We start from the raw sequence: 24,714 nt of genomic DNA, 5'->3' as shown, positions 1-24,714 counted from the left end.
GAGAGGAGGCCAATGTTGTATTTTGAAGACCTGACTACGGGCCGCGAAGTAGTGTTCGAAGATCGATACAGCGTTACCGAAGAGGAAATTATTGAGGTGGGCGAGCGCTGGGACCCGCGTCCGTTTCATACGGATCCGGAGGCCGCGAGGAATTCACTGTTCGGCGGTCTGGTGGCTTCTTCTGCACATATTTTTTCAATCTATGTGCGCATTGGCAATGCTGATATTGACAGAAGCAGGCAATCAGCCGCGGTCAGCGCTTTGGGTTTCGACAAGTTGCAATGGCACGCGCCTGTTCGACCGAGGGACATACTGAGAAGCGCCTACACCGTGCTGTCAGCACGACCCTCCGCCTCCCGCCCCGGGCTCGGTGTGGTGAGAACGGCTTGTCGCATGTTCAACCAAGAGGGTCAGACGGTGTTCACCCTGGAGTGTGCGTATTTGATTGAGAGACGTGAGACTGGATGAGCCACAGTAAGAGGCCATATTTGCCAGCAAAAGCGCTTTACCTTGCAGAAAGAATCACACGAGACGCTCGCATTCATGCAGGCCTGCTCTCGCTGCATTTTCGTTCAATGTGCTGGTGATACTGCGCAAGAAGATGTGACTATGACTGTCAAGTAATAGCACCCGTGAGGCCAGAGAATGGACTTCTGGTGACAGACCTGGAGGCTGCTCCAATTGAGTAGAGGGCGTGATAAATGATGCAATATCGCAGGCTTGGACGCACTGAACTTTCTGTCTCCGTGGTGGGTGTGGGAGCGTGGCAGCTGGCCGGAGTTTGGGGCAAAACTTTCGAGCAGTCTGAGGTCGACAGTATCCTGTCCCGCGCAGGTGAACTGGGGATCAATTTTATTGATACGGCGGAGTGTTATGGCCCTGATCACCTGTCCGAGCGTTTAATTGGTAGCGCTATTGCGCATCAGCGCGAACGCTGGATTGTTGCGACAAAATTTGGGCATAACCCGGGTAACGATCTCGGCGACGAAAACTACGGGCCTGCCCAGGTTCTGATTCAACTCGAAGACTCCCTGCGCGCGCTGCGCACAGATTACATCGATCTGTACCAGTTGCACTCTGCGCCTGACGAGCATTTCGATAACGACGATCTTTGGACGATGCTGAACAAACAGGTAGATGCTGGGAAAATTCGCTTCCTCGGTAATTCGTTGGGACGGCCCAAAATGCAGCAGCAGGTGTCGAAGTCGCGAGAGTATGGCATCAGTGTTCTGCAAACCGTTTACAATGCTATTACCCGGCGGGCAGCAAAATTTGTGTTCCCGGTCGCCAGTGAGATGGATCTTGGTGTTATTGCTCGGGCACCTCTGGCGATGGGGTTGCTCAGTGGCAAGTATCAACGTGAGCATGTGTTTGATGATGTACGTGCGTTGTTCCTGCCCAGAAATAACCTGAGCCAGCGGCTCGATGCTGCACACGAGGCCCTGAAGGCCAAGCCCCCAGGTGTGAATGCGGCGACCTGGGCCATCGCGTGGTGCTTGCAGAATCCGCAGGTGGGTACGGTGATTCCCGGTATCAAGTCCCTCGCGCAACTGGAGCTTAACGCGCTTGCCGGCATAGATGCCTCCGCCTGATTCGCCTGATCGGCGGTTCTGCGACTGACTGCCCGTTGTTATCCTTGGATCGCTGCGATTGAACTGGCATTATGTGGCGCACACCGAAGTTTGAAAGCAATCATTACATCGGCAGCGACCCTGTGCACTCACCCGATCCACACTGTGACTCTTACTTCGCGGCAACGCGAAACGACGCTGCCGAGTACCCTCCTCTGGATGGAGATGCTCGTACCGATGTCTGTGTCATCGGGGCGGGGTTTACCGGTTTATCCGCTGCTCTCTTGCTCGCCGAGCGCGGATTTTCGGTGACGGTGCTGGAACAGAACAGGGTGGGCTGGGGTGCCTCGGGACGGTGTGGTGGGCAAATGGTGGGCGGCGTACCGGGGGAGGATCGCTTAGAGACGGTCGCCGGGCCTGTGCTGGCGGATTCGCTGTTCGATTTGGGCTACCTCGGCCATGACATCATCGCGCGGTGGGTGCAACAGTACCGGATCGACTGTGATCTGAACTACGGTTACATTGATGTAGCTACCAAGCCCCGGCATCTTGATAAGCAGAAATTCTGGTATGACCGACTTTGCGCCCGTGGCTCGGAAAATGAGGTGCGTCTGGTCCCGCGGGGGGAGTTACCTCAACTGATTGGCACCGATCGCTATATTGGCGGTATGCTCAACTGGCGCAGTGGACACCTGCATCCACTGAATCTGTGCCTGGGGGAGGCGCGTGCCGCCGCTGGCCTGGGCGTTATGATTCACGAGGGAAGCGCGGTGTTAGCGATTGAGCAAGGCGCTCGCCCGGTAGTGCGCACCTCGTGCGGCAAAGTGCTGGCTGATCATGTCTTGCTTGCCGGCAACGCATATCACCTGTTAGAGCAGGCCACGTTTTCCAGCCTGTTATTTCCTGCCAGCACGTTTATCGTGGCCACTGAGCCGCTGACTCAGGCGGAGATGCGTGCTATCAATCCGCAGAACATTGCGGTCTGCGATCAAAGTCTGGTGATGGATTACTTCCGCCTTTCGTCAGATCGGAGATTATTGTTTGGTGGCGGCTGCCACTACACCGGACGGGAGCCCGCTGATCCCAGGCAAGCTATGCGCCGCAGGATCCGCGCGGTGTATCCTTCGCTTGCTGATAAACGGTTGGATTATGCCTGGAGCGGGCAAATGGCCGTCGTGATCAAACGGGTACCTCTGCTCGGTCGCCTCGCGCCGAACGTTTTTTATAGTCAGGGTTATGGCGGCCATGGGCTGAGTCTCAGTCATGCTTGCGGTGATATACTGTGCGATGCCGTGCAGGGCAACACCGCTCGCCTTGAAATGTTCGAGCGTGTGTCACCGGGGCGCATACCTCTGGGTCGCAAGCTAGGGGGTTATGCGATGGCGGCGGAGATGCTTTACCATCGTTTACGCGACCGGTTTTAAGATCCTGCAGTCAAGGCCGAACCGTGTTCCATCGCAGTTCTTAAACCCATTTTGAGTCGTAATCTTCGCGTCATCGGTAGGGCGTGTCTATTCGCTCCCTCTGGATGACGTCGGTCCATGGGTTGGTTGCGAATTCTTGAGGGGATGGCGCGCGAGGAAGCCCGCGCGGTGACCGCTGCTTTGAGCGGGGTGATTGCGCCAACTTGGTGAAAGCGGTGGCCTTATCTATCGGGGGTGCTCTGCCAATCTAATACCCGCGGGGCTCTAGTAGCCTGTTCCGCATGGCTCGAGCAAATTGCTTGATAAGCAGAATATTATCCGGTCCCATACGCAACAGCTGCTTTTGCAGCGGAGGGAGGCTTTCCAATGCAGGATCTACGTAAACGTAAACGACGGACTTTCGTTTCACGGCGATGGGTTCTTTTAGCTGGGGTGTTGCCAGCACCGTATCGAGCGTCCGAATAACGGCATTGTCGAACTCGGCGGGGTCAAGTCCCAGTTCGTCGTAGGCAGCTTCATAGAGTTGACGCAATTGATGGAAGCCGTTCGCGATGTCGTTGCTGTCCAGTGAGGCCACTGTTTTGGCAAAGCTGTTATAGCGTTCGTAGCTGTCCGGCGCCATGTACAGAAGATCACCGTCCCCACTGACGCTGAAGGCTGCCGAGGGTGGTGATAGCGGCAGCATTTTGCGCAGAAGCAAGCCACGACTTGCTCCGTCTATCAGCGCCGCCGTTGTAGCAATGGGGTGCGGGCTGGTAGCTAGCTTATCCAAGCCGAGAGTCGACCCCGGTCCATTGACGAAGTCGCGCACTCTGGCATCGCCTTGTTCCAGTGAGACTGTTGCTACCTGTGATTCTGGTTGGGTGGACGGTTGTCGGCTCGCACTGCCGGCGGCCGCCTGATTTTGCGACGTTGTGAGCGATCCGGATGCAGCTGTGTCCTCGCGCCTCGGTATATCGGGTGCGGCTGACAGGGTTTCACGGAATGCTTCCCGTGTTGGCGCAGGCGCTTCGATAACGGCATCGGGCCCCTGCCTATTCACACTCAGATACCAGTAGGTGAGTGCGCCAATAACGCCGAGGAGCAGCAACGCTTCGACCAGGGGCGGTCGTTTCCGTCGCGGTCGCTCAACGAGGTGCTGATCGGGATCTGCTTTCATGCGGTGTGCTCCATCATGGATTACTCGTCAGGCGTCGGTTATACGGTGATCGCCGTGCTGAGTTGGTCAAGAAAAACAGGATACGCTCGATAGCACTTTTCGGCCAGCGGAGTGGGCCGGCGAGAGGGAGGGAGGGAGGAGCTATCCGTTGGAGGCGTCCCGGGGCAGTCCGTGTTGCGAGTTTACTACGCTACTGATTCGGGGGCGCTCAAGCCTGTCCCTTCGGGCTGTCTCGACCAGTACGTTGGCCTGACTGATCAGCTCGTCCAGCGCGCGACCACTGTTCGTATTGCAGCCAAAGGATTCTCTGCCCTCCTGCACCAGGGCCATGACCAGCAATAGCTCTCTCTGATCTAACTGGATCGAGGCGCCCTGCGCCGAGTGTTCGAGTAATTTCATCGTGGTGCCTCTACGAATGTGCTACCGGCTCTGTTGTGAGAATTGATATGCACAGTCATGTTGAGTTGAATCTTTGTTGTAGCAGCGCCGCTGTGTAAAAAAAACCCAATTCCAGCGAAAACTGCAGATTTTCCCAGAGATGTGCTCTAGTTCTCCATTTACAATAGCCGTGCTGTCGTTTGGCAGGGACACGGGCCTGCCATACTGATGTGCAGCGTTCACTTCGGCGGCTGGGCCTCGCATGCTCCGGCGCTAGGCTTTAACATGAGCGATACAAGCGATAGCGACGGAGACAAAATGTCATCGAATCAAGCCCCGCTGCCACTGCAGGTGGATATTGTCTCGGATGTGGTTTGTCCCTGGTGTATCGTTGGCTACAAGCAATTGATGAAAGCATTACGGAGCACGGTGGATCAATTTGAGGCTTCGATCCGCTGGCACCCATTTGAGCTAAATCCACAGATGCCCGCGGAAGGGCAGAATCTGCGCGAGCATATCGCGCACAAGTACGGCGCGGGTGCAGCCCAGAGTCAAAGTACCCGACGCAGGTTTGTTGAACTGGGCGACGCACTGGGTTTTCGTTTCGATTACTACGACGACATGCGTATGGTGAATACGTTTCGCGCACACCAGTTGTTGTATTGGGCAGGTGTGCAGGGATTGCAGACCGAACTGGCAATGGCCCTGTTCGAGGCATTCTTTAGCCATCGTGGTGATGTCGACAATGTGCACCTGCTGGGCGATGTCGCGGGTTCTGTCGGGCTCGATTCGGACGAAGCGAAATCTGTACTCAATGACGCACGCTTCGCTGGAACGGTGCGGGAGCAGCAAGCGCAGTGGCGTGAGCGCGACATACACGCTGTACCCGCGTTTTTTTTTCAACAACAGTATATGGTGCAGGGCGCACAGGAGTCCGACACCTTTGCACGAATTCTGGGCAAGATTTACGCAAAGGAAACCAGATGACGATTACCGTTGAAGACCACGTGGCGATACAGCGGCTTATGTACCAATACGCCAGATGCGCCGATAGCAAGAACTACCCGGGGTTTGCTGATGTGTTCTGCGAGGATGCTGTTTTCGATTATTCCGGGCGCGAGGTCCGCTCCCTTGCGCATATTCAGGAGATGATGCTCGCCCTGGAAACCTACACGACGACCTCGCATCAGGTGTTTAACACGCTCTACGAGGTCGATGGCGATGTGGCCGAGGGCGAAACCTATTGCCTCGCTTCGCACTTGCGAAAGAATGGGGGTGAAACCTGCAAGATTGATATGGGCATACGCTATCAGGATCAGTTGAGGCGCACATCGACGGGTTGGCGCATTGCGCGGCGAGTTTTCAATCTGCTCTGGTCCAGAAGCGGGCCGGTGGATGTCTCCTGAGCCGTTACAGGGGGAATTTACTTTCGTGAGCGTGGTCGTTAGAGTGGCGACTCGCAAACTGCCAGCCTGTTTTAGTCCCAACCACTATGCCAAACCGTTATATCTATAGCCTGCCCCTGTGGATTGTGTTGCTGTCCCTGTCAGCTGCCTGTGCTCCGCTAGTTGGCGAGCAGGCAGAAAGTGACCCGCGGCTTGGCCAATTAATGTCAAAGGTGGATCAATCACTGGTCAATCAGGCTGAAGCCGATGCACTCTTGCGCGAATACGGGCTTCAGCTGCAGACGCAGCAGCGTGATATCCAGCGTTTAGGGGACGGTATTGATCAGGCTCTGGCTCCGGTTGCGGCCGAGTGTTCCCCGGTTCAGGCCTGTCCGGAAATAGAGAGAATCGCGGGTAAAACCGTGGTGGGCGGTCTGGAATCCATCTGGATAAGTGATCTGGAGTTTGCTCTGGTTGCGAGGATAGACACCGGCGCGGATACCTCGGTACTGAGTGTGCGAGATATTGAATTATTTGAACGGGATGGCAAGCGTTGGGTGCGCTTTAATGTAGTGAATCCGGTCTCGGGGGAGTCTGTTCGCGCGGAACGTCGGGTGCGGCGGATGGTGGGTATGGTGCAAACGGTTTCCGGCAAAACTCGACGTCGTCCCCTAATCCGGATGAGGGTGGTTATTGGCCCCTTCGCTCAGACGGTGGAGTTTATCCTCTCTGAACGGACACACAATGGTTACCAAGCCCAGATCGGACGCAGTGTTCTCAACGACGTAATAGTGGTGGATGTTAGCCGCAAACACATTGCCCCTTATGCTCTCCCCCGGACCCGTGCAGAGACTTTACCGTGAACCAGAAACGTGGTTTCTTCGCTATTCTGGTGCTGCTGGCATTGGGCGGCGTGATACTGGCGATTGCGCGGCACGTGGTTACCGGGACCCCGTTTTTGCCGGGGCAGGAGAAGTCTGTCTGGTTGGTAGAGGCGCGTATCGATTTTGACGCGGATGGTGGCGCCGTCACTGCCAGTCTCGCTTTACCCGAGGATCAGTTGCCTGGCTATGAGCTTTTCGCCGAACAGGCTGCGTCCCCGGGGTACGGCTTTGCGATCCTGACAGAGCGCCGCAGTCGACGCGCGGAGTGGACCCGGCGCGAGGCATCGGGTGAGCAGTCTCTCTATTACAGCGCGCAGCTGGTGGAGTCCGAAAACCGGGATGATAACCACGCCAATGATCCCCCGGTCGACTATGCGAGAATCGTATACTGGGACGAGGCGCGTGAACTGGCAGCCCGGGATCTGCTGAAGGTGGCCCGCGAGCGTTCCAGTTCTCCCCAGAGCCTGACCCGGGAATTGATCAAGCTGCTTGACAGTGCGACCTCACAGAACGCCGCCTTGTTGCGCTCCGGGGCTGATCAGCGCTCAGATCTTCTGATGCATCTGCTAGAGCGTGCTGACATTGCGACGCGCTCCGTTAAGGGACTCTATCTCGAGGACGCCCGCCGCCGACAGACCCTGTCGCGTTTGGTGGAATTTTACACGGGCAGCGAGTGGTTGCTGGTGGATCCGCGCACCGGTGCGGTGGGTTTGCCCGCAGATTTTCTGGTATGGACCCGAGGCCGCGCGTCGGTGCTGGATGTTATTGGCGGTGCAAAATCCCGTGTGCAGTTTTCGATGATTCGACAATCGGTTCCCGCGACCCAGCTGGCCCGCGCCAGCAATGGTGAGGGGCTGTTTTCACGGCTGGGGGTGCAGCGTCTGCCGATCGAGGAGCAAAGTATGTTCAAACTACTACTGCTGTTGCCACTTGGCGCGGCAGTGGTGGTGTTCATGCGGGTTATCATCGGCTTGCAGACGTCGGGCACATTTATGCCAGTTCTGATTGCGTTAGCTTTCCTGCAGACCTCGCTGGTGGCAGGCTTGGTCAGCTTCGTGCTGATTGTCGCCGCGGGTCTTGCACTGCGTAGCTACCTCTCGCGTTTGAACCTTCTGCTGGTGGCACGGATCGCTACACTGATCGTGCTGGTGGTTTTTCTCATCTCTGCTCTTAGTATTATCGGCTACCAGATGGGTTTCAGTACGGGCATGACTATTACGTTCTTCCCCATGATCATTATTGCCTGGACGATAGAGCGTATGTCGATCCTGTGGGAGGAAGACGGCTCATCGGAGGTGATGAAGCAGGGTGGGGGCAGCTTGTTGGTGGCGGTACTCGCCTACTTGCTAATGCAGAACCCGCTGCTGGTTCATCTGTCCTTTAATTTTCCGGAGCTTAACCTGGTGCTGCTGGCGTCCATTTTGGCGATGGGTCAATATACAGGATACAAACTATCTGAACTGTGGCGCTTTAGAGCAATGGACGACCTCTGATGGGCAGGCCGTGGGTGTCTCGAAAACGACTAAAAAACTATGGCATGCTCGGCATGAATTGTCGCAATGTCGATTTCATCAACCGTTACAATGACCGCACATTATTTCCGCTGGTCGATAACAAGTTACAGACCAAACTGCTGGCACAGGAATACGGTGTTCCGACCCCCCTGTTGCGGTTCGTCGTGCGTGAGCAACATGAAATCAACCACATTGAGCAGGAATTTGCGGGACTTGAGCACTTCGCCTTGAAGCCGGCCAAGGGATCTGGTGGCAAGGGCATCATGGTCGTAACCGGCCGGCATGGCGATCAGTTCGTTCGCAGCTCCGGCGCCGAGGTTTCAATCAGTGATATTCGCAGGCATATGAGTAATATCCTGGCGGGTTTGTATTCTCTTGGAGGGTCTCCAGACGTGGCAATTGTTGAGGACCTGATAGCCTTCGACGAGTGTTTTTCGGGGTACTCACACGAGGGCGTGCCCGATATACGCATAATCGTTTTCAAAGGTTACCCCGTGATGGCGATGTTACGGCTATCTACGCATGCCTCCGATGGCAAGGCGAATCTGCATCAGGGCGCGGTGGGTGTTGGCCTGGCGCTGGATACGGGTCGCTGTCTTTACGCCGCGCAGTTCGGCCGTCCCGTCAGTACGCACCCGGATACCGGGCAGGCCCTTGGCGACATTCATATAGAGGGTTGGCGCGATATCCTTCTGCTGGCGTCCCAGTGTTACGACATGACTGGCTTGGGCTATATCGGTACTGATATCGTGTTGGACAGACTGCAGGGCCCTCAACTGCTGGAACTCAACGCCCGACCAGGGCTCGCCATACAGATCGCCAACGGGCGCGGCTTGTTGCCGCGTCTGCGGCATATAGAAGGACTGACATTGAACCGGCGTTTTCGCAGCGAGCACAGGGTCGACTATGCCATGCGACAGTTTGCAGAATTGGAGAAAAATCCGGCCGGGGCGGGCGCGGAAGTTGCTTAGCCATGTTCTGGCAAGGTGGGTAAATAATGGTGATGCGTGAACGACTCGATGAGGCCTGGCTTTCGATCGATGCGGTGAATGGCGATATCATCGATGCCAACAGCCCGGCGGCCCGTCTCTTGGGAGTCGAGCTCTCTCAGTTGCAGGGACAAGCGTGGCCCCGTGTCATTCACTGTCGGAAAGAGTGCGAGTTGATTCTTGCGCAGGCCCTGCAACTTGATGGCCATGTGAAAATCCCTTCGTTTGTCATCAACCTGCCCGGAGGTCGGGACACCATACTTGCGGGCTTGCTGTCGCCCTGCAGTGTGGGAGCGACAACAGCGCGGGATTTGTTTCTGTGGGAGCTAACCGGTGACACACAGTTCAGCCTCGCTGCTGCACTGTCGCCCGGGGATACGGCGGCTGTCCTTGGTCTCGATCGCGTTTCTTTGGACGGGGCGGCTGCTACAGATGAATTCGTCCGCTTGATGTCGGCCATGTATGCCAGTCTGCGGGGTATCCTGCGCAAGCGGGACGAAGTGGCTTTACCGCTGGCGTCCGCCATAGCGATTCGTCTCGATCAGACCCTCGGTGAAGCAGCGCAGGATATCTGCCTGGCCCTCTTGTCTCACCTGCGCCGCGAGCACGCAGACGCTGGCTTCATTGCTGCAGGCGGCCGTCTGTCTATCGGGCTGGCAAATCGCTCGGCCGGGTGCAGCGGGGTGGCCACGCTTTGGGCAGCCAGTACCTCCCTGACGCTTGCACAATACAGTGGTGAGGGCGAGATTATTCGGTTTGCGGGCGCGCGTGACAGTGCACTGGTTGGCGGTCGCCTGGCCAGTTCTGGCGGGATTTATGCCAGTGCGCGCTCCGACGATCCGCCCGAGGTTCGGGAAGCGCCGCTTGAGAACCCGACAGCCTCTGTTTCGACCGCGCCTCCTGTTGCGCCAATCGAGAAGGGTATCGACGGCTACGTGGTGGATAATATGGAAGGCGCGGTGGACCAGGCTATTTTTCTCGCTGGACTCGACCTTCCTGTCGCTATCATCGGAGAGGCAGGTACCGGCAAGATGTATGTTGCTCAAGTGATACACGATGAATCCGGAACCGCCGGCGAGATGCTTGTATCAATCAATTGCCGGGACTTCCGCAGTCGCAAGGCGGCCCAGGCTCGCATAGCCCGGGAACTCGCAGACGCCGAGGGAAGAACGTTGGTGTTTAAATCACCCCACCTGCTGCATGAGGATGCGCAGCAAAAGCTGGCGCGGCAAATTGCCTCCCGAACCCTGGCCGACGTTACGCCGCCCACGGCAATGCCTCGCGTGAAGTTGATTGCGTTGTTTCCTGAATCCCTTGAGGCGCTATTGCGACGCGGCGAATTGACGCAGTCTCTGGCCAGTGCTTTCGCTGGTTATCCCATCCGGGTGCCCCCGATTCGTGACCGTAAGCAGGCGGTTTTGCGCTGGGCACACAAGATACTTGGCCAGGAAGGTGCACTGCGCGATCGTGATATGAAGGGCTTTACGCCTGACGCGGAGCAGGCCATGTTGCAATACGACTGGCCAGGTAATATCAGTGAAATGCGCCAATGTATTCAGGACGCGCTAGACAAGACCCCTAAAGACTGGCTGACCCCTGTAGATCTTGGCCTGTTCAAGGGGATCAGCGTTCAGGGCGCGCCTCTGGTGCCGGAGACGCAGCCTTTTTTGACAGCGGCATTAGCGCCGGAAAGCGATGAGACCACTTACACCCCGACCGCTCTGGAGGCGGTGCATGTTGCTTTGGGCGAGGCGGTGCACAGCCTGCTGTCACTGGAGATGGTCAAGCCGCTGGGAGCGTGGGCTCAGGATGACATTGTATTGGCTGCACTGGACCGCTACCGCGGAGATCTGCCCCGTGCCGCCGAATTTCTGCATACACGGGCGCGAAATATTAGCCGCTGGTTACCTAAAATAAAGGACCGGGAAGAGGAACGTAATAACAGTTCCGTGTGGCAGACACCCCGCCGATTGTTATGGGAGTGGGTCAGGGTAACTGCGCCACCCGAGGTCTCACCGTTGTCGTTGGTGGGGGATACGGTGCTGGCACAACTGTTCGAACAAGCCGGATCGTTGAGCACTGCCAGCAAGGCTCGTATTCTGGGTGTGTCTGCACCCACCTACCACAAGCGTTTGCGGGAGGTGCTGGCCTCTTGAAAGGGTATAGAACATGTCAGGAAAATTGATCGCCGGCGCTCGAAAATCGACGCCGGCCGGGAAGACCAAAGCTCCGGAAGAGTATGCCCGTGAGTATGTCGAGCGTGCAGATTCAAGCCTGCCATTGAGCCTGGGTTTTTCGGCCCGGCTGAATATGTTGTGGGATCTGGCCAACGTCGCGCCGCCCCAGGCGGAAGGCCGGGTGATAAGCCTGCTAGGGATTAACAGCGATTGGCGCGAGACGGATGTGCGCCAATGGTTGCAGAAAGACGTGCTGCCGTCCCGCCTGGACTTGCACAACATGGTTAAATTTCTGGTGGCACAGCTGGGTGAGGGACAGGATTTAAAACGCTGGGAGGCATTTCTGGTCTATGGTTCGCCCATTGTTTCCTCTCCTGTCAATCAGGCCCTGTACCGGGAGGATCAGACTCGGCGCGAAATCGCCTCCACCATATTTGCGCAAATCACCGATGAGTACGGTATCCCGCCCACCGCCTATGATGCTGATCAGGTGTTTCAGCGCTGCCTGACACTGATGCAAAAGTTCAATATTTACGAATTACGCGATTTCCAGGCGGGTCACCTGGAGCCGTTCAAGAGCTTTATGTTCCCCGAATAGTGGAGCGTCTGCCCTGTGTTTTCGCCAGCGCAAGAGGGTAGGGGGTATTTTTGAGACCTGGTTCACTCTTTTCGTAGCGCCGTTAAAAAGTTATATAAAACAGCAAGATACGTAATTTTTGCGGGTCCGCTACGGCTATGCCCAGACAAAAATCCGGACTTTCTTTAGAAATCTCCAGTTTTTCCTTGCCGCATGCCTGTGGAATACAAATACTGTAACAACATAACCCATTGGAATAACTGCACGAATTGCGAGGGAGACAATGAACGACGCTACGGAACAATACGAGCTCAACGGTATCAAGATCGCCGTCATCGATGATGCCAAAACCATACGCATGATGATGTCTCATACCCTGCGCAATATGGGGTGTGAAGTGGAATGTGCGGAGGACGGCTACAAGGCGCTCGGCATGCTGCGTCGCTTCAAACCGGATCTCATTTTTCTGGACATTACCATGCCGGAACTAGATGGCTATCAGACTTGTACCCTGATTCGAAACGCGGAGGACACGCGCAACACCCCGGTCGTAATGCTGTCGTCCTCGGACGGCATTTTTGATATAGCCAAGGGTCAGGCACGCGGTGCCACCGCACATGTGACCAAAATACCTCCCGAGAATGTCCTCCGCGAGCTGATCTATAACCATACAGCGCGCAAGGCGGCGGCCTGATCATGAATGCGCCCGCTTTACAGTCACTCGAACTATTGGAACGGCTCTATGCCTACGACAGCGTGCCCTCGCCCGCGCTGCCAGAGGTGGCAGAGACCTGGGTGGGTACGTCTTTGGGCATAGCAGGTGTTCCCCTGTTGATCGGGGCGGGCGGGCTTGAGGAAATCATCGAGACGCCCGAAATGACCGCGATCCCCGGCACCAAGGACTGGGTTATCGGTGTGGCGGCCTACAAGGGAGGCCTGCTGCCGGTATTCAGCGGTGACGTTTTGTTCCGCGGCCGGCCCTATACCGGCCGCGCTCGCGAATATTGCATTGTCATTCGACGTCCGGGGATGTACTTCGGACTCACATTGAGCCACGTGCAGCGCGATTTGCGCTTCGCTGTGGAGGAACGCATTACAGACCATCAGGTTGACCCTGATTTCACTGAGTACTCGCAGGGTGGATTTCTCTATAAGGGAGATTTCTTGGCGATTCTTGATATTGACAAGGTGGTGGCAGATGAAGAGCTGTCCAACGCCAGTGCTGGTAAAGCTTCTTCTCAAAGGAGGAAAGAAAATGATTAAAGGTATGAATACAGAGTTTTCGAGCTACGGAGTCATTGCCGCAGGACTGGGTGCGTTGGGCGTTGCCAGTGCGGTGGTTTACGCACTGGTGATGGAGCCACAAGCCGGTGTGCTGGTCATGCTGTTTGCCGCGCCGGTAATCCTGGCAGCGGCACTGCTTGCGTATCAGGGCATGCGGCGCAGGGTGGTTCTGACGGAGCAGGGCGTGGCGGAGATCACCAGCGCGCTCATCAAGATCGCGGAGGGTGACTTGACGATAAAAGTGCCCGAAGGAAATGCTGCCACTCGGCATATCGCCAGGGAGATCAACGCATCGACCCAGCGACAGCGTGAGCTTATTCGCAATATAAAGATGCCTTTCAAGGTGTCTAACGAGTCGATTTCGGAGATTGGTGCGCTGTCAGCGGGCCAAGTGGAGAAGGGCCGTGAGCTGACCCACTCTGTTAACGAATCGATCGCGGCCGCCACTGAAATGGTACGCACCAGCGAAGAGATTAAAAAATCCACGACGGAGGCTGCTCGTACCTGTGAGCGGAACCGTCAACGAGTAACCCAGGGTTATGAATTGACCAAGGATATGTCGAAAGCGTCCGTGGATGTGCGCGAATCCGTGCAGGAAACTTCGAAGTCCGCGAAACGCCAGGGGGAGCTGATCCAGTCGGTGACCGCAGCAGCGGAGTATATACAGGCACTCAATACCAAAATTTCGGTTGTTGCCATTAATACCCGTATCGAAGCGGAAAAAGCGGGCGAACATGGGCGCCCGTTTCTGGGCATCGCAGAATCTATCGGTGACCTGATGCGTGAGGCAGAGGAGGAGGGGCGTAAAATTATCTCTCAGGTTCGTATGTTGCAGAACCTTTCAGCGGACAACCTGGCCAGTATGGAAAATACGGTCGGAACCGTGGTGACGATTCTGGAGTACATCGACCGCCTGGATGCTTCGCTGGAGGAGATCAACGCGGGGTCATCAGCTATTACCAAACTGATTACGTCTGTCGACGACGCCGCGGGCCATTCCGCAACGACCTCTCGCCACATGAATAGCTCTATGGATGCTATCCGTGAACGCAATGCGGAAATCGGTACTTACAATGAAACTACGCGTCAGGGTGTCAGCAACCTCAATAGGTCGATGATTCAGGTCGAGCGTAGCTTGAGCCAGTTCAGGATTGAAGAGACCAGCGAAACTGATCGCACGCTGGCCGCCATCGAGGATTTGAAAAAAATCCAGAGTGCCAGAAAAGTGCTGGACGAAGATGAAATGAAGGCTCTCGAGACGTCGAAGCCGGTACAGGCTATTTCATGAACACTGCGAGTGTCATGAGCGACCGTGGCATCAGCAGCGCGCAGCTGCTGATCCTTAAGCGGAAGCTGCACATAATTCTCGGAGCCGGGGAATATGTCACCTTGCTGGATTCAAGCGTGCAGCGCTTGCAGTGGTTGAGCGTCTGCGCACATCAGAAAACTGGAGGCTGAGCCAGTGATGAATAAACCGGATATCGTAGCGTTGAAGTGGGTTATCGGTCTGATAAAAGGCCAGGCCGATACGGCCGAGTCTGCCCTTGTAGAATTTGGGGACGATCCGAAGCAAAAGCAGGCTCTACTGCGCTGCATGTGGTCAGTGCACCAGATCACATCGACATTCAAAACGTTGGGCTTGAGCAAGGCCGAAATGCTGACACTCGAAATGGAGCGTAGTCTCAACTTTCTCTACAAGGAAAAAATTGTCGGCGAGCGCCGTAAGTTAGCCATGGGCGGCTTGATGCAAGCGCTTAAAATTATACCCGCTTATCTTGAGCACACTGAAGCGGTGCGCGTGGATACTGGCCGCGGGCTAGAGCACTTTGTCAATGACTTGCGTCGCTGGTCTGCGGAAAAGCCTCGCTCTGGCGCGTTCTTTTTCTACATCGAGATTCCTTTGCGCGTGGGAATTACTCAGGATGTGAGCACGGCCGGGGTCGAAGAGATACAAAGCTGCGCCAATGTCATGCTTGCTTTATACCTGGAAATGGCAAAGCAGGCTTTGCGCGGTGTGAAGATTGTCGAGAGTATGAAGACTGTGGCGCGTGTTGCCAGAAAGATGCAGGAACTGTTTGCAGGCACCGAAGCGGAGCGCTACTGGTTTGCAATGATTGGTTTGTGCGAGGGGATTGCCGCGGGGTTGATCAAGCCCGATGATTGTATTGCACAAATATTCAAGTCCGGCGCTTTTTCCATAAAATATGCTCGCGAAAATGGAGACAAGCTCGATCAGTCAATCGATTACAGCAGCTACCTGATGCAAATGTTGTACTACATTGCATCGTGTAAATCGATGCCGGTACATATAACCCAAATTCGGGAAACCTTCGGCATTGATAAAAATACCATCAGCGAAGCGAGCCGTGGGTTGGTGCACAGTGACGCTATTATTATTTCACTGGAAGGTGCGCTGAAAAGACTCGATAAAGTTGTCGAATTTCTTATGACAAATGATGTCGCGGATATTCTGCGGCTGCCGCCTGAAACGCGGCCCAATAATCTTCAAGAGGATATCGAACTGGCAGAGCAGCGTTTAATCGCCGCAGGTCAGATGCAACATGCGGAGGCGCTGGAGAATGTACGTACGCAGCTTGCACTGTTGCTGCAATCCGATCAAAACGGTGAGTCGCTTAATATTCCGGAGGTGGTCAGCTCCGTGTCCAGGGGTATCGTGGACGTCAAGCTCGACCTGGAGCACAAACTGAATCACGGGTTACACAGCAGCTATGCGGGCAAGGATTTCGAGCTGAGGGAAACGGTGGTTACCGCTACCTTCAAGCAAATGGCTGCGGTTGAAAGCCATCTGCATCAGATCTTGCGTCGCACAGCGCTCAAGGCCGCGCTGAATACGAAGCCTGATACTGCCGAAGAAATACTGCACCTTAGTACCGCTCTCAAGCGACACCTGAATAAGTTTGACGAGGGCCATGCTGAATTACGCCAAGCGATCAAAGACGCGGATTCTGGTGTGCCGGATACCGGTCTTTTGTACGAGTTGGCCCTGCAGTTCATGGATCAGTTGGAAGGTATGACCGACCGTGAAGCGCTGGATATCTCTCTGAATCTGCTGGACGATATTGCTGGCGCACTTCACTTCGTCGGGATGCAGCGGGAGGGCGCTGTGATCGACAAGTGCCGCAATTGGCTCCGTTCGGCCAGCGAGATGGATAGCATTCACGAGGACGAGGCGTGTCGTTGCTTCGCGGATGCCTTTGCCCAGATTGAGCTGCACTTGCAGCGTTCACTGATTGACCCTTTGGATGATACAGCCCCCATCATTGCGCTTGCAGAAGACCGAGCAGCCGAGTTAGACAAGTGGAATAGCAGCGGTTCGCCGGGCCGGTCTGTTGTCGATGTTGTCACCATTGACGAGTCGGCACCCCCCGTAACACAGGTGCAGGATACTGAAATTCCGGCGGAGTTCCGCGATGTTTTTATCGAAGAATCCGAGGAAATGGTTTCAGAGCTCAGTGAGTTGACCACAGACTGGCTGCAGAATCCGGACAACGACAGTGTCCTGCGCGACATTCGCCGACACTTTCATACGTTTAAGGGCAATGGTCGCGCGGTGGGCGCAAACATGTTGGGTGAGCTGGGCTGGGCAGCACAAGACCTGCTGGACCGATCGCTCGACGGTGAACTGGACGCGGACGAATCCGTCCAATCTTTGGTTAATCAGTTGGTCGCAGCCTTGCCGGAGTTGGTCAAATCCTACGGGGATGATACGGGCCCCGATGTTGATCGTATCCGCGAACTGACCAATGCCTGTTTTGACATGACAGCAGGCGCGGATGGGGAGTCGGCCTCGCAGGAACCGGGCGTCACTGGCTTGTTGAGCAATCTGGAAGAATCGAACGCTCCACAGCCCGTCGCGAAAACCCTCGCGCGGTAGTGGGCTGGCAACGGATCTAAGGAGGAGAAACGTCGTGTACACGGAAGAAGATTTGAGCAAGCTGGGGTTGAGTGTGACCGGAGAAGCCGAAGAGGATAACCAGCAAAAAAGCCTGAATTGGTTGCTGGAAATGGACTTGTCGGAGCCCAAGGAAACACTGTTTACAGTAGAGGACAGCGAGCTCGAGGATGCTGGCCTGTCGGCTTATGAGTCTGAGGTTGCTGCACGGCCGTTGGTTCGTGGCAATGTGTCTGGAGACGACATCGCTAATTATGTGGATGAAGAAATCGTGATTTCTTCGGAAACGCAGGTAGGTGACATCTACGTCGAAAGTGAATCTACGTCCGAAGACATTACAGATTCTGATCAGGATCAGCTGATGGCTCTGGATTATTCACGTGAACGGGAGGCTCAGCGCACCCTGAACGAACGGGAGGTAAGTGAGGGAACCGATATTCTTGGTCTGGATCATGAGGACGATATCGCCGAAAAGTATGTAACGCTCACCCGCATCAAGCCTGTCGACAGTTCGCCTGCAACAGAGATTACGTCAAGTTTGTCCAGCGGGGATGACCGGGAGTCCAGCGATGCGGTCGGTAAACACGTTGAGGAGATTCCAGAGGTCAGTGGACTGATAGAGGCGCCGGTGCAAACACAGGTGGCGGATCCGTCGAACGACGTGGTAGCCAACGATGGCGGACAGGATGCAGCAGTTCAGTCTGAGGACAATATTGTTGTAGGTGTTGCCGAGGCTGCAGAAGATGACCTCTACCGGTATTTGTCTGCGGACGATCAGCCGGAGACAGTCGCACACGATACGTCAGAGGTATTTGCACACGAATTGACGGGGCTTTGCGATAGCGAGATTCCCGCGTCGATATTGGTGACAGGCGTTGCTATAAGTGATGCCGCAGCGGAGAGCGAGTCAGAGCAGAAAGACGAGGATGATGTGCTTGAGTACCTCGCGAATACGTCGGATTCAGAAGCCGGTAACAATTTTGATCGCTATCTGTTGGCGGACGAGCACTGCAGCGTGGGAGATGCAGATTGGAAAGATTTGGAAGCACTGGCGCTGGAAGAGCGTGTGGATGACGATGCGGGTGTCAGTGAAAACGTTGCCATTGATTATCATGAGGAACTTCTCACTCTCGAGGGATTCGCTGCCGATAAAGTCCCGGCAACTACTCCGTCGCTCAGGAGCGCGATGGCGGCCGTATCCTTGGCTGTCGTTGCACGCTTGGAAGAACTGGGGCTCGCGTCGGATAGCGTTGCCGCGGAGGCCCGGCTAGGAATTGATGAAACTGCGATCAATCAGTGTTGTGCCGAGGGCTTTGAGCCGGTTTATGCCATCTTTACTGTGCTGCCTGAGTCGTTGATAGCCCTGGGTGAAGCTATGCTGGCATCGCTTCATATTCGGCTTTTGCATACTGACAGCGGCGATGTCTGGAATGACCTGTTCACCAGCGACTTTGCACCAAGCGGTGCCGCGCCGGCAGTGAGTTTGCGGGGTCTGGACAATATTGATGAAGCGGCTCAGCAGGAGAGCGCATCACCTGAAGGGCTCAGCAATGATATTTTTGGCGATGATTTTGATGAGGATATTGTTGCCGATCTGGCATTGTCGGGAACTACCAATGCAGAAGATATAGAGGCTGCTTTCTCCGACCTGGCCGATTCAAATGCTGGGTCTGCTGAGTTAGATGATGTTTCTTTCCTTCATGACGAAGCGAATACGCAAGCTTTGGCTGATTCGGCACGGCTGTTGGCGGAGCAGGAGCAGGAGCAGGAGCAGGCTCGCATGGCTGAAGAGGCGCGTGTACGGTCCGAGCAAGAGCAGGAGCAGGAGCAAGAGCAGGCTCGCATCGCTGAAGAGGCGCGTGTGCGGACCGAGCAAGAGCAGGACCAGGCTCGCATCGCTGAAGAGGCACGTGTGCGGGTCGAAGTGCCTCTTGCCGCAGTCGAAAATGTCTATCCTGAGAGCTTCATACCGGACTACATCGCTTTCAGTTACAGCAGTCAAAGTAATGCTGAAATATTCTCCGACTTTCTCGACGCCTTTATTGAAGAAGGTACGCTTGAGGTTGAAAAGCTTGAGAATGAGGTGCACGACTGGGAAAAGGACATGGCGAACGATGCGCTCTTCACTGCCGTATCGCGCACCCTTCACACGATCAAGGGTATTGCAAAGGGTGTTGGCCTGCAGCGATTGGGTACCCTCGTCCACAATTTTGAGACCCTTTTAGAAAAAATGCCTAGCCCGGAGGCAGGCCAGAAGCACGAGTACTTCCGCGTAGTAAATGCCTGGCTGGATGCGCTGGTCAGGGGTGTGGAGCAGGTGTCCAATGAGCGAGCGGACATCGCCAGCGAATTACCGCAGCAGTCGGGCAAGGCTGATGCCGAGGCCGCGTTGCCGCTCTCGGAGAACTCAGAGGCCAAGCCGGTTGAGAGTTTTGGTGCGGCGGCTGAGCTAGTAGCCATCGCGGCGGAAACCTATGGCGCTGCAGATGCCCAGTCCGCTATAGCCTCAGAGCCTGTGCCAGACCAGACGCCGGTTGCCAAGAAATCCCGCACTTCAGCGCTGGACAAGAAGCGCGATAAGCAGCTGGCAGACGAGGGGGCGAAGGTGTTGGCAGCCCAGCAGTCCGTGCGCATCACATCGGAGAAACTGGATCACCTGCTGAATCTTACAAGCCAAGTGCAGCAGTTGGGGGTGCGTGCTTCTCAAAATACATCCAGAGGTAGGCGCTCTTCTGCAGAGTTGCAGGCGCGACTCTCCTCAGTGCATACGCACATCCGCAAGATTTCCGACCGAGCCTTGCTCAATGTGAATGCCCAGCCGGGTAAGTCAGCGCCGGACATGGATGCACTTGAAATGGACCAGTACTCCGAGCTGCAGGAGGCCGCCAATATTCTGCGCGAGGGTGTCGAAGATCTCTCTGATCTGGTCGATGTGTTGGCACGACAGAATGCGCATGTAGAGGCGCTCCTGAAGCAGCAATCGATGGTGATTTCGAGTATTTCTTCGGCAATACAGGGCGCGAGGGTCGTGCCTGTATCGCGCTTGATGCCGGGACTGCGGCGCATTGTTCGCACCGTGAGCACGGATCTTGGCAAGGTGGTTTCTTTTCAGGCGCTGAACGAGACAGGCGCGCTGGATCGCGATCACTACGCACGTCTGCAGGTCATTCTGGAGCATATGGTGAGGAACGCGCTCGATCATGGCATTGAGTCGCCAGATGAGCGGGTCGCCGCAGGCAAGCCTACCGGCGGCCTAATCACCGTTGATGTGCGCAAGTCCGGCGGTGACTATGTCATTCGACTGTCCGATGATGGACGAGGTATCGATCCGGATGCGATCCGTCAGTCCGCCTTTGAGAAAGGCCTTGATACAGAGATCGACATCGATTCTCTCACTGATGAGGAGGCGATACGTCTGATATTCCACAAGGGTTTCTCTACGGCGAGTCAGTTGAGTGAAATATCTGGACGCGGTGTCGGCATGGACATCGTCATGAGTGAGCTGCTGCAGATCGGCGGCGACATTCAAATCCAGTCTGCGCTCGACCAGGGTACTGCCTTCGAGGTGCGTATCCCGAGCAATGTCTCTGTAAACGGCGCGTTGCTGGTTGCCGCTGCCGGTAAGTCGTATGCCATTCCGCTCAACGGGATGATTGCGGTTGAACAGGTGCCAGTGGAAGAGTTCTTTGCTGCGGTGGAAGGCCGCGAGACCTTGTCTCTGTCAGGTGTCGACTGTGAACCCTCCTATCTGGCAACACTATGCCAGGGTGTGCCGCTGCCGGATCGCAGTGCGTGGAATACCTTTGTGCCTGTGATTATTGCCGGTTATGAAGAGCGCCATATGGCTATCGCCATCGATAACCTGGAGGAGGCGCTGGAGCTTGTTGTGCGCTCCCTGGGTGCGCAGTTTTCTTCCGTGCCTGGGCTGGCAGGTGCGGCAACGACCGCCGAAGGTGAGGCGGTTGTTGCGCTTGATCTCAACCAGCTGGTTAAAAGTGCTGGTGACGACAGTATTGCCCCGGTCGTTGTGAACCAGATTGAAGCGACCGCGCCTCTGGCGTTAGTGGTTGATGACTCACGGACCCAACGCATGGTAGCGACGAATCAACTGGAGACCGTAGGTGTTGAGACGATTACGGCCGAGAACGGATTGGTAGCGATTGATTTGTTGAATGCTGCGCACCGTTTGCCGGATGTCATTCTGCTGGATGTGGAAATGCCGGTGAAAGACGGTATCGAAACTCTGCGCGAAATTCGCAAATCGACCCGCTTCGGAGACTTGCCAGTTATTATGGTGACGTCGCGCACAGGCGCGAAACACAGGGCGCTGGCCAGCGCGGCCGGTTGCAGTGCCTATATGGGTAAGCCCTTTAATTTCCCGGCGATGATCAAGCAGATCAATGCATTGACGGGGCTGGAATTACAACTTTCCTGAGGAATGTGCCATGACTCAAGATACGACCACATGGTGCGTGCTTATTCCCTGCTGCACTGAAGAGACCTGGGCGGTGCCACAGCAGTGCCTCGGTGAGATTGTGACAGTGCAGTCGGAATCGGATGCGCCACCCGCAGAACTGGATTGGCGCGGACAATCCGTGCCGGTATTCGATCTGGGTGCTGTGAGTGGGCCAGCATGGCGGGAGCCTCGTCGAGGCTCCGGGCTGGTTGCCATATTTGTCGGACTCAAGGGCGAGGCCTGCGAGTACTGGGGTATTCCGGTGCGAGGCAAGGGGCTGCGCATGGTAAGCCTCGCGGAAGACGATGTGGAAGACACGCCGGTTCCTGAGGGCGTCAATGCGCGAGCGGCCTTCAAGTTCGAAGGCGAGACGTACCAGGTACCTGATCTGGAGTGTTTCCAGAAACAGGTGGTGGCAAGCCGCTAATCAGGTTAACCGAGGGAGAGTAGGGCCTTGCAACTAGACGACATTGTAGATTGGATTGACGGCACGTTCGGTGATTCCACCCCCCGGGTGAGCGCGTCCGAGATGGACAGCCTGCAGAAAATTCTTGGTGGCAATGGTTACCAGAGTTACCTGCAGGATCAGGTCAATCGCCAGATCATAAGGGATTACTTGCTCAACGCGGTGGTCCTGGGTGTAATTTCCGACGAGGATCTTCAGGTCATGGCGCCCCCATTGGAGAGCGAGGAGGGGCGTGCGACGATGGCGCTTTATATGTTGATGAGCTCAGTAGAGGATGCTCGGGAGCTGCCGGCTATCACCGGGGATATGGCTCAGCTGAAACCGCTGAATCTCGAATCGGAGTCCCCACCCTACATCAAGCTGGTGACGAACTAGGATACCCGTTGCTAAACTCGACAGGCCTGGCTGATCTGGTTGCTACGGACGTGGCAAGGTGGTGAAGCGATAAAAGCAGACTCCTGCAACGGTTTAATTAAAAAAAATGGCATGTAAATGCCGTAAATCAACAATTCGCGGCACAAAAATATAAATTTTGGCAAATAAACTGCGTATTTTTCTAAAAATGAAAAAATGGGCAATACTCGTATTGTTCGCAGCCTATTCCGCGCCTATAACTGTTGTGTCAGCACGATCTCGGTGAATGTGCTGGCTGGGTAAATGCTCACTAAGCGCTTAAATCGCCTGGCATTCGGTGATGCAGAACAGGGTAACCAGATTGGAGGGAGAGGCAGTGATACTAACAATAACGCCGACCGCCGAGACAAACAGCCAGTCATCGCAGGGCACAGAAGTGTTCGCAGTTATCGCGGGTAAAAAGGTTTACCTGCCGGTGGAGGCGAAATACGTCATGCAGGACCGCCGGGGACTCTGGTTTTACAGTACCCGCAAACCGCGCCAGAAAGAGGGCGACTGGACGCCAAACAAGACCAGTATCGCCTGCGCGAATGAGCGTGGCTATGTCCGCGCCCTGCAGACCGAATCCGATCGGGAATGGCTTGAGACCTGTCAGCGCACCGTGCGCATGGTCCGTGAGGACGGCGCGCGCCGAGCCGCTGAGGACTAGACTCTCTGCCACGCCCCGTGGCGCTGAACACTGCTGCGCCCGCAGCGGCTTGCACTTTCCCGCTCCCTTGAGTGGACGACCACTGTCGTCTTTCCGCTCGCTTTCCCGCTCGCCTTACCCTGCGATACTTGAACGCCCCTAAAACATACTGTATGTTCAAATCCGACTCGTCGGCCGCTGGCGGTGCGAGTCCGTCAAGGACAGCATCGTCCGGTCAGTCGATAGCAACAGAACGAGCCGACAAGGCCGCTTTCAAACTAGTATGTGAGGTAATCCCGTGAGTGATCTCGAACAGTTTCGCCAGGAGGTAAGCGCCTGGTTGGAGCAGAATTGTCCCGAATCAATGCGTATGCCAATGTCCAGTTTCGAGGATATTTTCCCCGGTGGACGCAACCCCGAAATGTCGGATCCTGACCAAAAAGTCTGGTGCGACCGTATGGCGGAGAGAGGCTGGACCGTGCCTCACTGGCCAAAAGAATACGGCGGTGGTGGCCTGCAAAAGGCTGAAATAAGCATTCTGCGAGAGGAGATGTCGCGCATCGGTGCACGACCGGCACTTACCAGTTTCGGTATTTCCATGCTCGGGCCAGCCCTGCTGGAGTTTGGCAATGAAGAGCAGAAGCGTGAGCACCTACCCAGGATCGTGCGCGGTGACGTGCGCTGGTGTCAGGGCTATTCGGAGCCCAATGCGGGTTCTGATCTTGCCAGTCTGGCTACCGCGGCAGAAGACAAGGGCGACCACTACCTGATTAATGGTCAGAAAATATGGACATCCTACGCCGACAAATGCGACTGGATCTTCTGTCTGGTGCGCACTGACAACAGCGGCAGCAAGCATGAGGGTATCAGTTTCATGTTGTTTGATATGGATCAGCCCGGGGTAACCGCTCGTCCAATAAAATTGATCAGTGGCAGCTCTCCGTTCTGTGAGACATTTTTCGACAATGCCATTGCCGACAAAAGAAATCTTGTGGGTGAAGCGGGCAAGGGCTGGACCATTGCCAAGTACCTGCTGACTCACGAACGTGAAATGATTTCAGGCTTCGGCTCTGCGCCAAAAATATCGGTAGCTGATATGGCTTTGGAGGCGATCGGCGCGGACGCCTCAGGCTGTCTGGCGAATTCGGTGTTGCGTCAGAACATCGCACAGTATCAGCTCGATACGATGGTCTTCGGTGCCACCATGGCGCGAGTCGGTGATGAGGCCAAAGCGGGTGGTGGGCTGGGCCCAGCTTCTTCTATTTTCAAGTATTACGGTACTGAGCTCAATAAACGACGCAACGAGCTCAATCTTGCCGTTCTGGGCGAATCCGCGCTGGGTTGGGAAGGGGAAGCCTACTCTGAAGGTCGAGTCAGCCGCGACTGGTTGCGCTCCAAAGGCAACTCTATCGAGGGCGGTACGTCCGAGGTCCAGTTGAACATTATAGCCAAGCGCGTGCTTGGTTTGCCTGACGCATAATTGAGATAGGAATAA

General features: G+C 55.6%; 21 protein-coding genes. 19 read left to right on the top strand and 2 right to left on the bottom strand.

Features of this window, described 5'->3' with window-relative positions; genetic code table 11:
- Positions 1 to 12: 12 nt before the first annotated feature.
- The 3 genes from EYC82_RS10530 to EYC82_RS10520 all read left to right on the top strand — a co-directional run bounded on the left by EYC82_RS10530 (position 13) and on the right by EYC82_RS10520 (position 2,995).
- On the top strand, positions 13 to 468 hold the full coding sequence (locus tag EYC82_RS10530) for a MaoC/PaaZ C-terminal domain-containing protein (RefSeq protein ID WP_279249487.1): 456 nt from the start codon (positions 13 to 15) through the stop codon (positions 466 to 468).
- A gap of 233 nt (positions 469 to 701) precedes the next feature.
- Entirely contained in the window at positions 702 to 1,592 is an 891-nt protein-coding gene (locus tag EYC82_RS10525; RefSeq protein WP_279249486.1) for an aldo/keto reductase, read from the top strand.
- A 71-nt stretch (positions 1,593 to 1,663) separates the two neighbouring features.
- Positions 1,664 to 2,995 (top strand): NAD(P)/FAD-dependent oxidoreductase, encoded by a 1,332-nt coding sequence (locus tag EYC82_RS10520; RefSeq protein ID WP_279249485.1) that lies wholly within the window; start codon positions 1,664 to 1,666, stop codon positions 2,993 to 2,995.
- Positions 2,996 to 3,242: 247 nt separating this feature from the next.
- On the opposite strand, the gene EYC82_RS10515 is transcribed toward EYC82_RS10520, so the two are convergent.
- The gene (locus tag EYC82_RS10515; RefSeq protein ID WP_279249484.1) at positions 3,243 to 4,154 is read right to left on the bottom strand and encodes a DUF3014 domain-containing protein; all 912 of its coding nucleotides are present in this window, start codon (positions 4,152 to 4,154) and stop codon (positions 3,243 to 3,245) included.
- Between the two features lie 141 nt (positions 4,155 to 4,295).
- Positions 4,296 to 4,553: a hypothetical protein gene (locus EYC82_RS10510; protein ID WP_279249483.1), complete on the bottom strand. Its 258-nt coding sequence runs from the start codon at positions 4,551 to 4,553 to the stop codon at positions 4,296 to 4,298.
- Positions 4,554 to 4,817: 264 nt separating this feature from the next.
- On the opposite strand from EYC82_RS10510, the gene EYC82_RS10505 reads away from it, so the two are divergent.
- The 16 genes from EYC82_RS10505 to EYC82_RS10430 all read left to right on the top strand — a co-directional run bounded on the left by EYC82_RS10505 (position 4,818) and on the right by EYC82_RS10430 (position 24,699).
- On the top strand, positions 4,818 to 5,519 hold the full coding sequence (locus EYC82_RS10505) for a DsbA family oxidoreductase (RefSeq protein WP_279249482.1): 702 nt from the start codon (positions 4,818 to 4,820) through the stop codon (positions 5,517 to 5,519).
- On the top strand, positions 5,516 to 5,938 hold the full coding sequence (locus EYC82_RS10500) for a nuclear transport factor 2 family protein (protein WP_279249481.1): 423 nt from the start codon (positions 5,516 to 5,518) through the stop codon (positions 5,936 to 5,938). The genes EYC82_RS10505 and EYC82_RS10500 overlap by 4 nt, the downstream gene beginning before the upstream one ends.
- An 86-nt stretch (positions 5,939 to 6,024) precedes the next feature.
- Positions 6,025 to 6,780, top strand: a complete 756-nt coding sequence (locus EYC82_RS10495; RefSeq protein WP_279249480.1) for an ATP-dependent zinc protease family protein — start codon at positions 6,025 to 6,027, stop codon at positions 6,778 to 6,780.
- Complete coding sequence (locus tag EYC82_RS10490) at positions 6,777 to 8,294, top strand: inactive transglutaminase family protein (protein ID WP_279249479.1); 1,518 nt, start codon at positions 6,777 to 6,779, stop codon at positions 8,292 to 8,294. The genes EYC82_RS10495 and EYC82_RS10490 overlap by 4 nt, the downstream gene beginning before the upstream one ends.
- The gene (locus EYC82_RS10485) at positions 8,294 to 9,286 is read left to right on the top strand and encodes an alpha-L-glutamate ligase-like protein (protein ID WP_279249478.1); all 993 of its coding nucleotides are present in this window, start codon (positions 8,294 to 8,296) and stop codon (positions 9,284 to 9,286) included. The genes EYC82_RS10490 and EYC82_RS10485 overlap by 1 nt, the downstream gene beginning before the upstream one ends.
- 32 nt (positions 9,287 to 9,318) lie before the next feature.
- A complete protein-coding gene (locus EYC82_RS10480; RefSeq protein ID WP_279249477.1) occupies positions 9,319 to 11,460 on the top strand; it encodes a sigma 54-interacting transcriptional regulator in 2,142 nt (713 codons plus the stop codon).
- Positions 11,461 to 11,473: 13 nt separating this feature from the next.
- The gene (locus EYC82_RS10475; RefSeq protein WP_279249476.1) at positions 11,474 to 12,079 is read left to right on the top strand and encodes a hypothetical protein; all 606 of its coding nucleotides are present in this window, start codon (positions 11,474 to 11,476) and stop codon (positions 12,077 to 12,079) included.
- Between the two features lie 262 nt (positions 12,080 to 12,341).
- Entirely contained in the window at positions 12,342 to 12,752 is a 411-nt protein-coding gene (locus EYC82_RS10470) for a response regulator (protein ID WP_279249475.1), read from the top strand.
- A 2-nt stretch (positions 12,753 to 12,754) separates the two neighbouring features.
- Complete coding sequence (locus EYC82_RS10465; protein ID WP_279249474.1) at positions 12,755 to 13,321, top strand: chemotaxis protein CheW; 567 nt, start codon at positions 12,755 to 12,757, stop codon at positions 13,319 to 13,321.
- Entirely contained in the window at positions 13,314 to 14,630 is a 1,317-nt protein-coding gene (locus tag EYC82_RS10460; protein ID WP_279249473.1) for a methyl-accepting chemotaxis protein, read from the top strand. The genes EYC82_RS10465 and EYC82_RS10460 overlap by 8 nt, the downstream gene beginning before the upstream one ends.
- A gap of 177 nt (positions 14,631 to 14,807) precedes the next feature.
- Positions 14,808 to 17,237 carry a FimL-related protein gene (locus EYC82_RS10455; protein ID WP_279249472.1) on the top strand — a complete coding sequence of 810 codons (2,430 nt, stop codon included), beginning with the start codon at positions 14,808 to 14,810 and terminating at the stop codon, positions 17,235 to 17,237.
- A gap of 34 nt (positions 17,238 to 17,271) precedes the next feature.
- Positions 17,272 to 21,690, top strand: a complete 4,419-nt coding sequence (locus EYC82_RS10450; RefSeq protein ID WP_279249471.1) for a hybrid sensor histidine kinase/response regulator — start codon at positions 17,272 to 17,274, stop codon at positions 21,688 to 21,690.
- 10 nt (positions 21,691 to 21,700) lie between these two features.
- The gene (locus tag EYC82_RS10445; RefSeq protein WP_279249470.1) at positions 21,701 to 22,138 is read left to right on the top strand and encodes a hypothetical protein; all 438 of its coding nucleotides are present in this window, start codon (positions 21,701 to 21,703) and stop codon (positions 22,136 to 22,138) included.
- Positions 22,139 to 22,165: 27 nt separating this feature from the next.
- On the top strand, positions 22,166 to 22,552 hold the full coding sequence (locus EYC82_RS10440) for a hypothetical protein (protein ID WP_279249469.1): 387 nt from the start codon (positions 22,166 to 22,168) through the stop codon (positions 22,550 to 22,552).
- A gap of 355 nt (positions 22,553 to 22,907) precedes the next feature.
- Positions 22,908 to 23,240, top strand: coding sequence for a hypothetical protein (locus EYC82_RS10435; protein ID WP_279249468.1), 333 nt, complete (start codon positions 22,908 to 22,910; stop codon positions 23,238 to 23,240).
- Between the two features lie 277 nt (positions 23,241 to 23,517).
- Positions 23,518 to 24,699, top strand: coding sequence for an acyl-CoA dehydrogenase family protein (locus EYC82_RS10430; RefSeq protein WP_279249467.1), 1,182 nt, complete (start codon positions 23,518 to 23,520; stop codon positions 24,697 to 24,699).
- Positions 24,700 to 24,714: the final 15 nt, after the last annotated feature.

It is taken from the genome of Candidatus Marimicrobium litorale, from assembly GCF_026262645.1.
In the GTDB taxonomy this organism is placed as follows: Bacteria; Pseudomonadota; Gammaproteobacteria; order Pseudomonadales; family Halieaceae; genus Marimicrobium; species Marimicrobium litorale.
Note: the sequence above shows the minus strand (reverse complement) of the source record. Positions and strands in the feature narration are given on the sequence as shown.

What these genes read in the sequence shown, in the direction of transcription:
- EYC82_RS10530 (WP_279249487.1), top strand. Translation starts at nt 13, where the DNA reads ATGTTGTATTTTGAAGACCTGACTACGGGCCGCGAAGTAGTGTTCGAA.
- EYC82_RS10465 (WP_279249474.1), top strand. Translation starts at nt 12,755, where the DNA reads ATGAATGCGCCCGCTTTACAGTCACTCGAACTATTGGAACGGCTCTAT.
- EYC82_RS10525 (WP_279249486.1), top strand. Translation starts at nt 702, where the DNA reads ATGATGCAATATCGCAGGCTTGGACGCACTGAACTTTCTGTCTCCGTG.
- EYC82_RS10505 (WP_279249482.1), top strand. Translation starts at nt 4,818, where the DNA reads ATGAGCGATACAAGCGATAGCGACGGAGACAAAATGTCATCGAATCAA.
- EYC82_RS10495 (WP_279249480.1), top strand. Translation starts at nt 6,025, where the DNA reads ATGCCAAACCGTTATATCTATAGCCTGCCCCTGTGGATTGTGTTGCTG.
- EYC82_RS10510 (WP_279249483.1), bottom strand. Translation starts at nt 4,553, where the DNA reads ATGAAATTACTCGAACACTCGGCGCAGGGCGCCTCGATCCAGTTAGAT.
- EYC82_RS10515 (WP_279249484.1), bottom strand. Translation starts at nt 4,154, where the DNA reads ATGAAAGCAGATCCCGATCAGCACCTCGTTGAGCGACCGCGACGGAAA.
- EYC82_RS10480 (WP_279249477.1), top strand. Translation starts at nt 9,319, where the DNA reads ATGCGTGAACGACTCGATGAGGCCTGGCTTTCGATCGATGCGGTGAAT.
- EYC82_RS10470 (WP_279249475.1), top strand. Translation starts at nt 12,342, where the DNA reads ATGAACGACGCTACGGAACAATACGAGCTCAACGGTATCAAGATCGCC.
- EYC82_RS10500 (WP_279249481.1), top strand. Translation starts at nt 5,516, where the DNA reads ATGACGATTACCGTTGAAGACCACGTGGCGATACAGCGGCTTATGTAC.
- EYC82_RS10445 (WP_279249470.1), top strand. Translation starts at nt 21,701, where the DNA reads ATGACTCAAGATACGACCACATGGTGCGTGCTTATTCCCTGCTGCACT.
- EYC82_RS10520 (WP_279249485.1), top strand. Translation starts at nt 1,664, where the DNA reads ATGTGGCGCACACCGAAGTTTGAAAGCAATCATTACATCGGCAGCGAC.
- EYC82_RS10455 (WP_279249472.1), top strand. Translation starts at nt 14,808, where the DNA reads ATGAATAAACCGGATATCGTAGCGTTGAAGTGGGTTATCGGTCTGATA.
- EYC82_RS10460 (WP_279249473.1), top strand. Translation starts at nt 13,314, where the DNA reads ATGATTAAAGGTATGAATACAGAGTTTTCGAGCTACGGAGTCATTGCC.
- EYC82_RS10485 (WP_279249478.1), top strand. Translation starts at nt 8,294, where the DNA reads ATGGGCAGGCCGTGGGTGTCTCGAAAACGACTAAAAAACTATGGCATG.
- EYC82_RS10475 (WP_279249476.1), top strand. Translation starts at nt 11,474, where the DNA reads ATGTCAGGAAAATTGATCGCCGGCGCTCGAAAATCGACGCCGGCCGGG.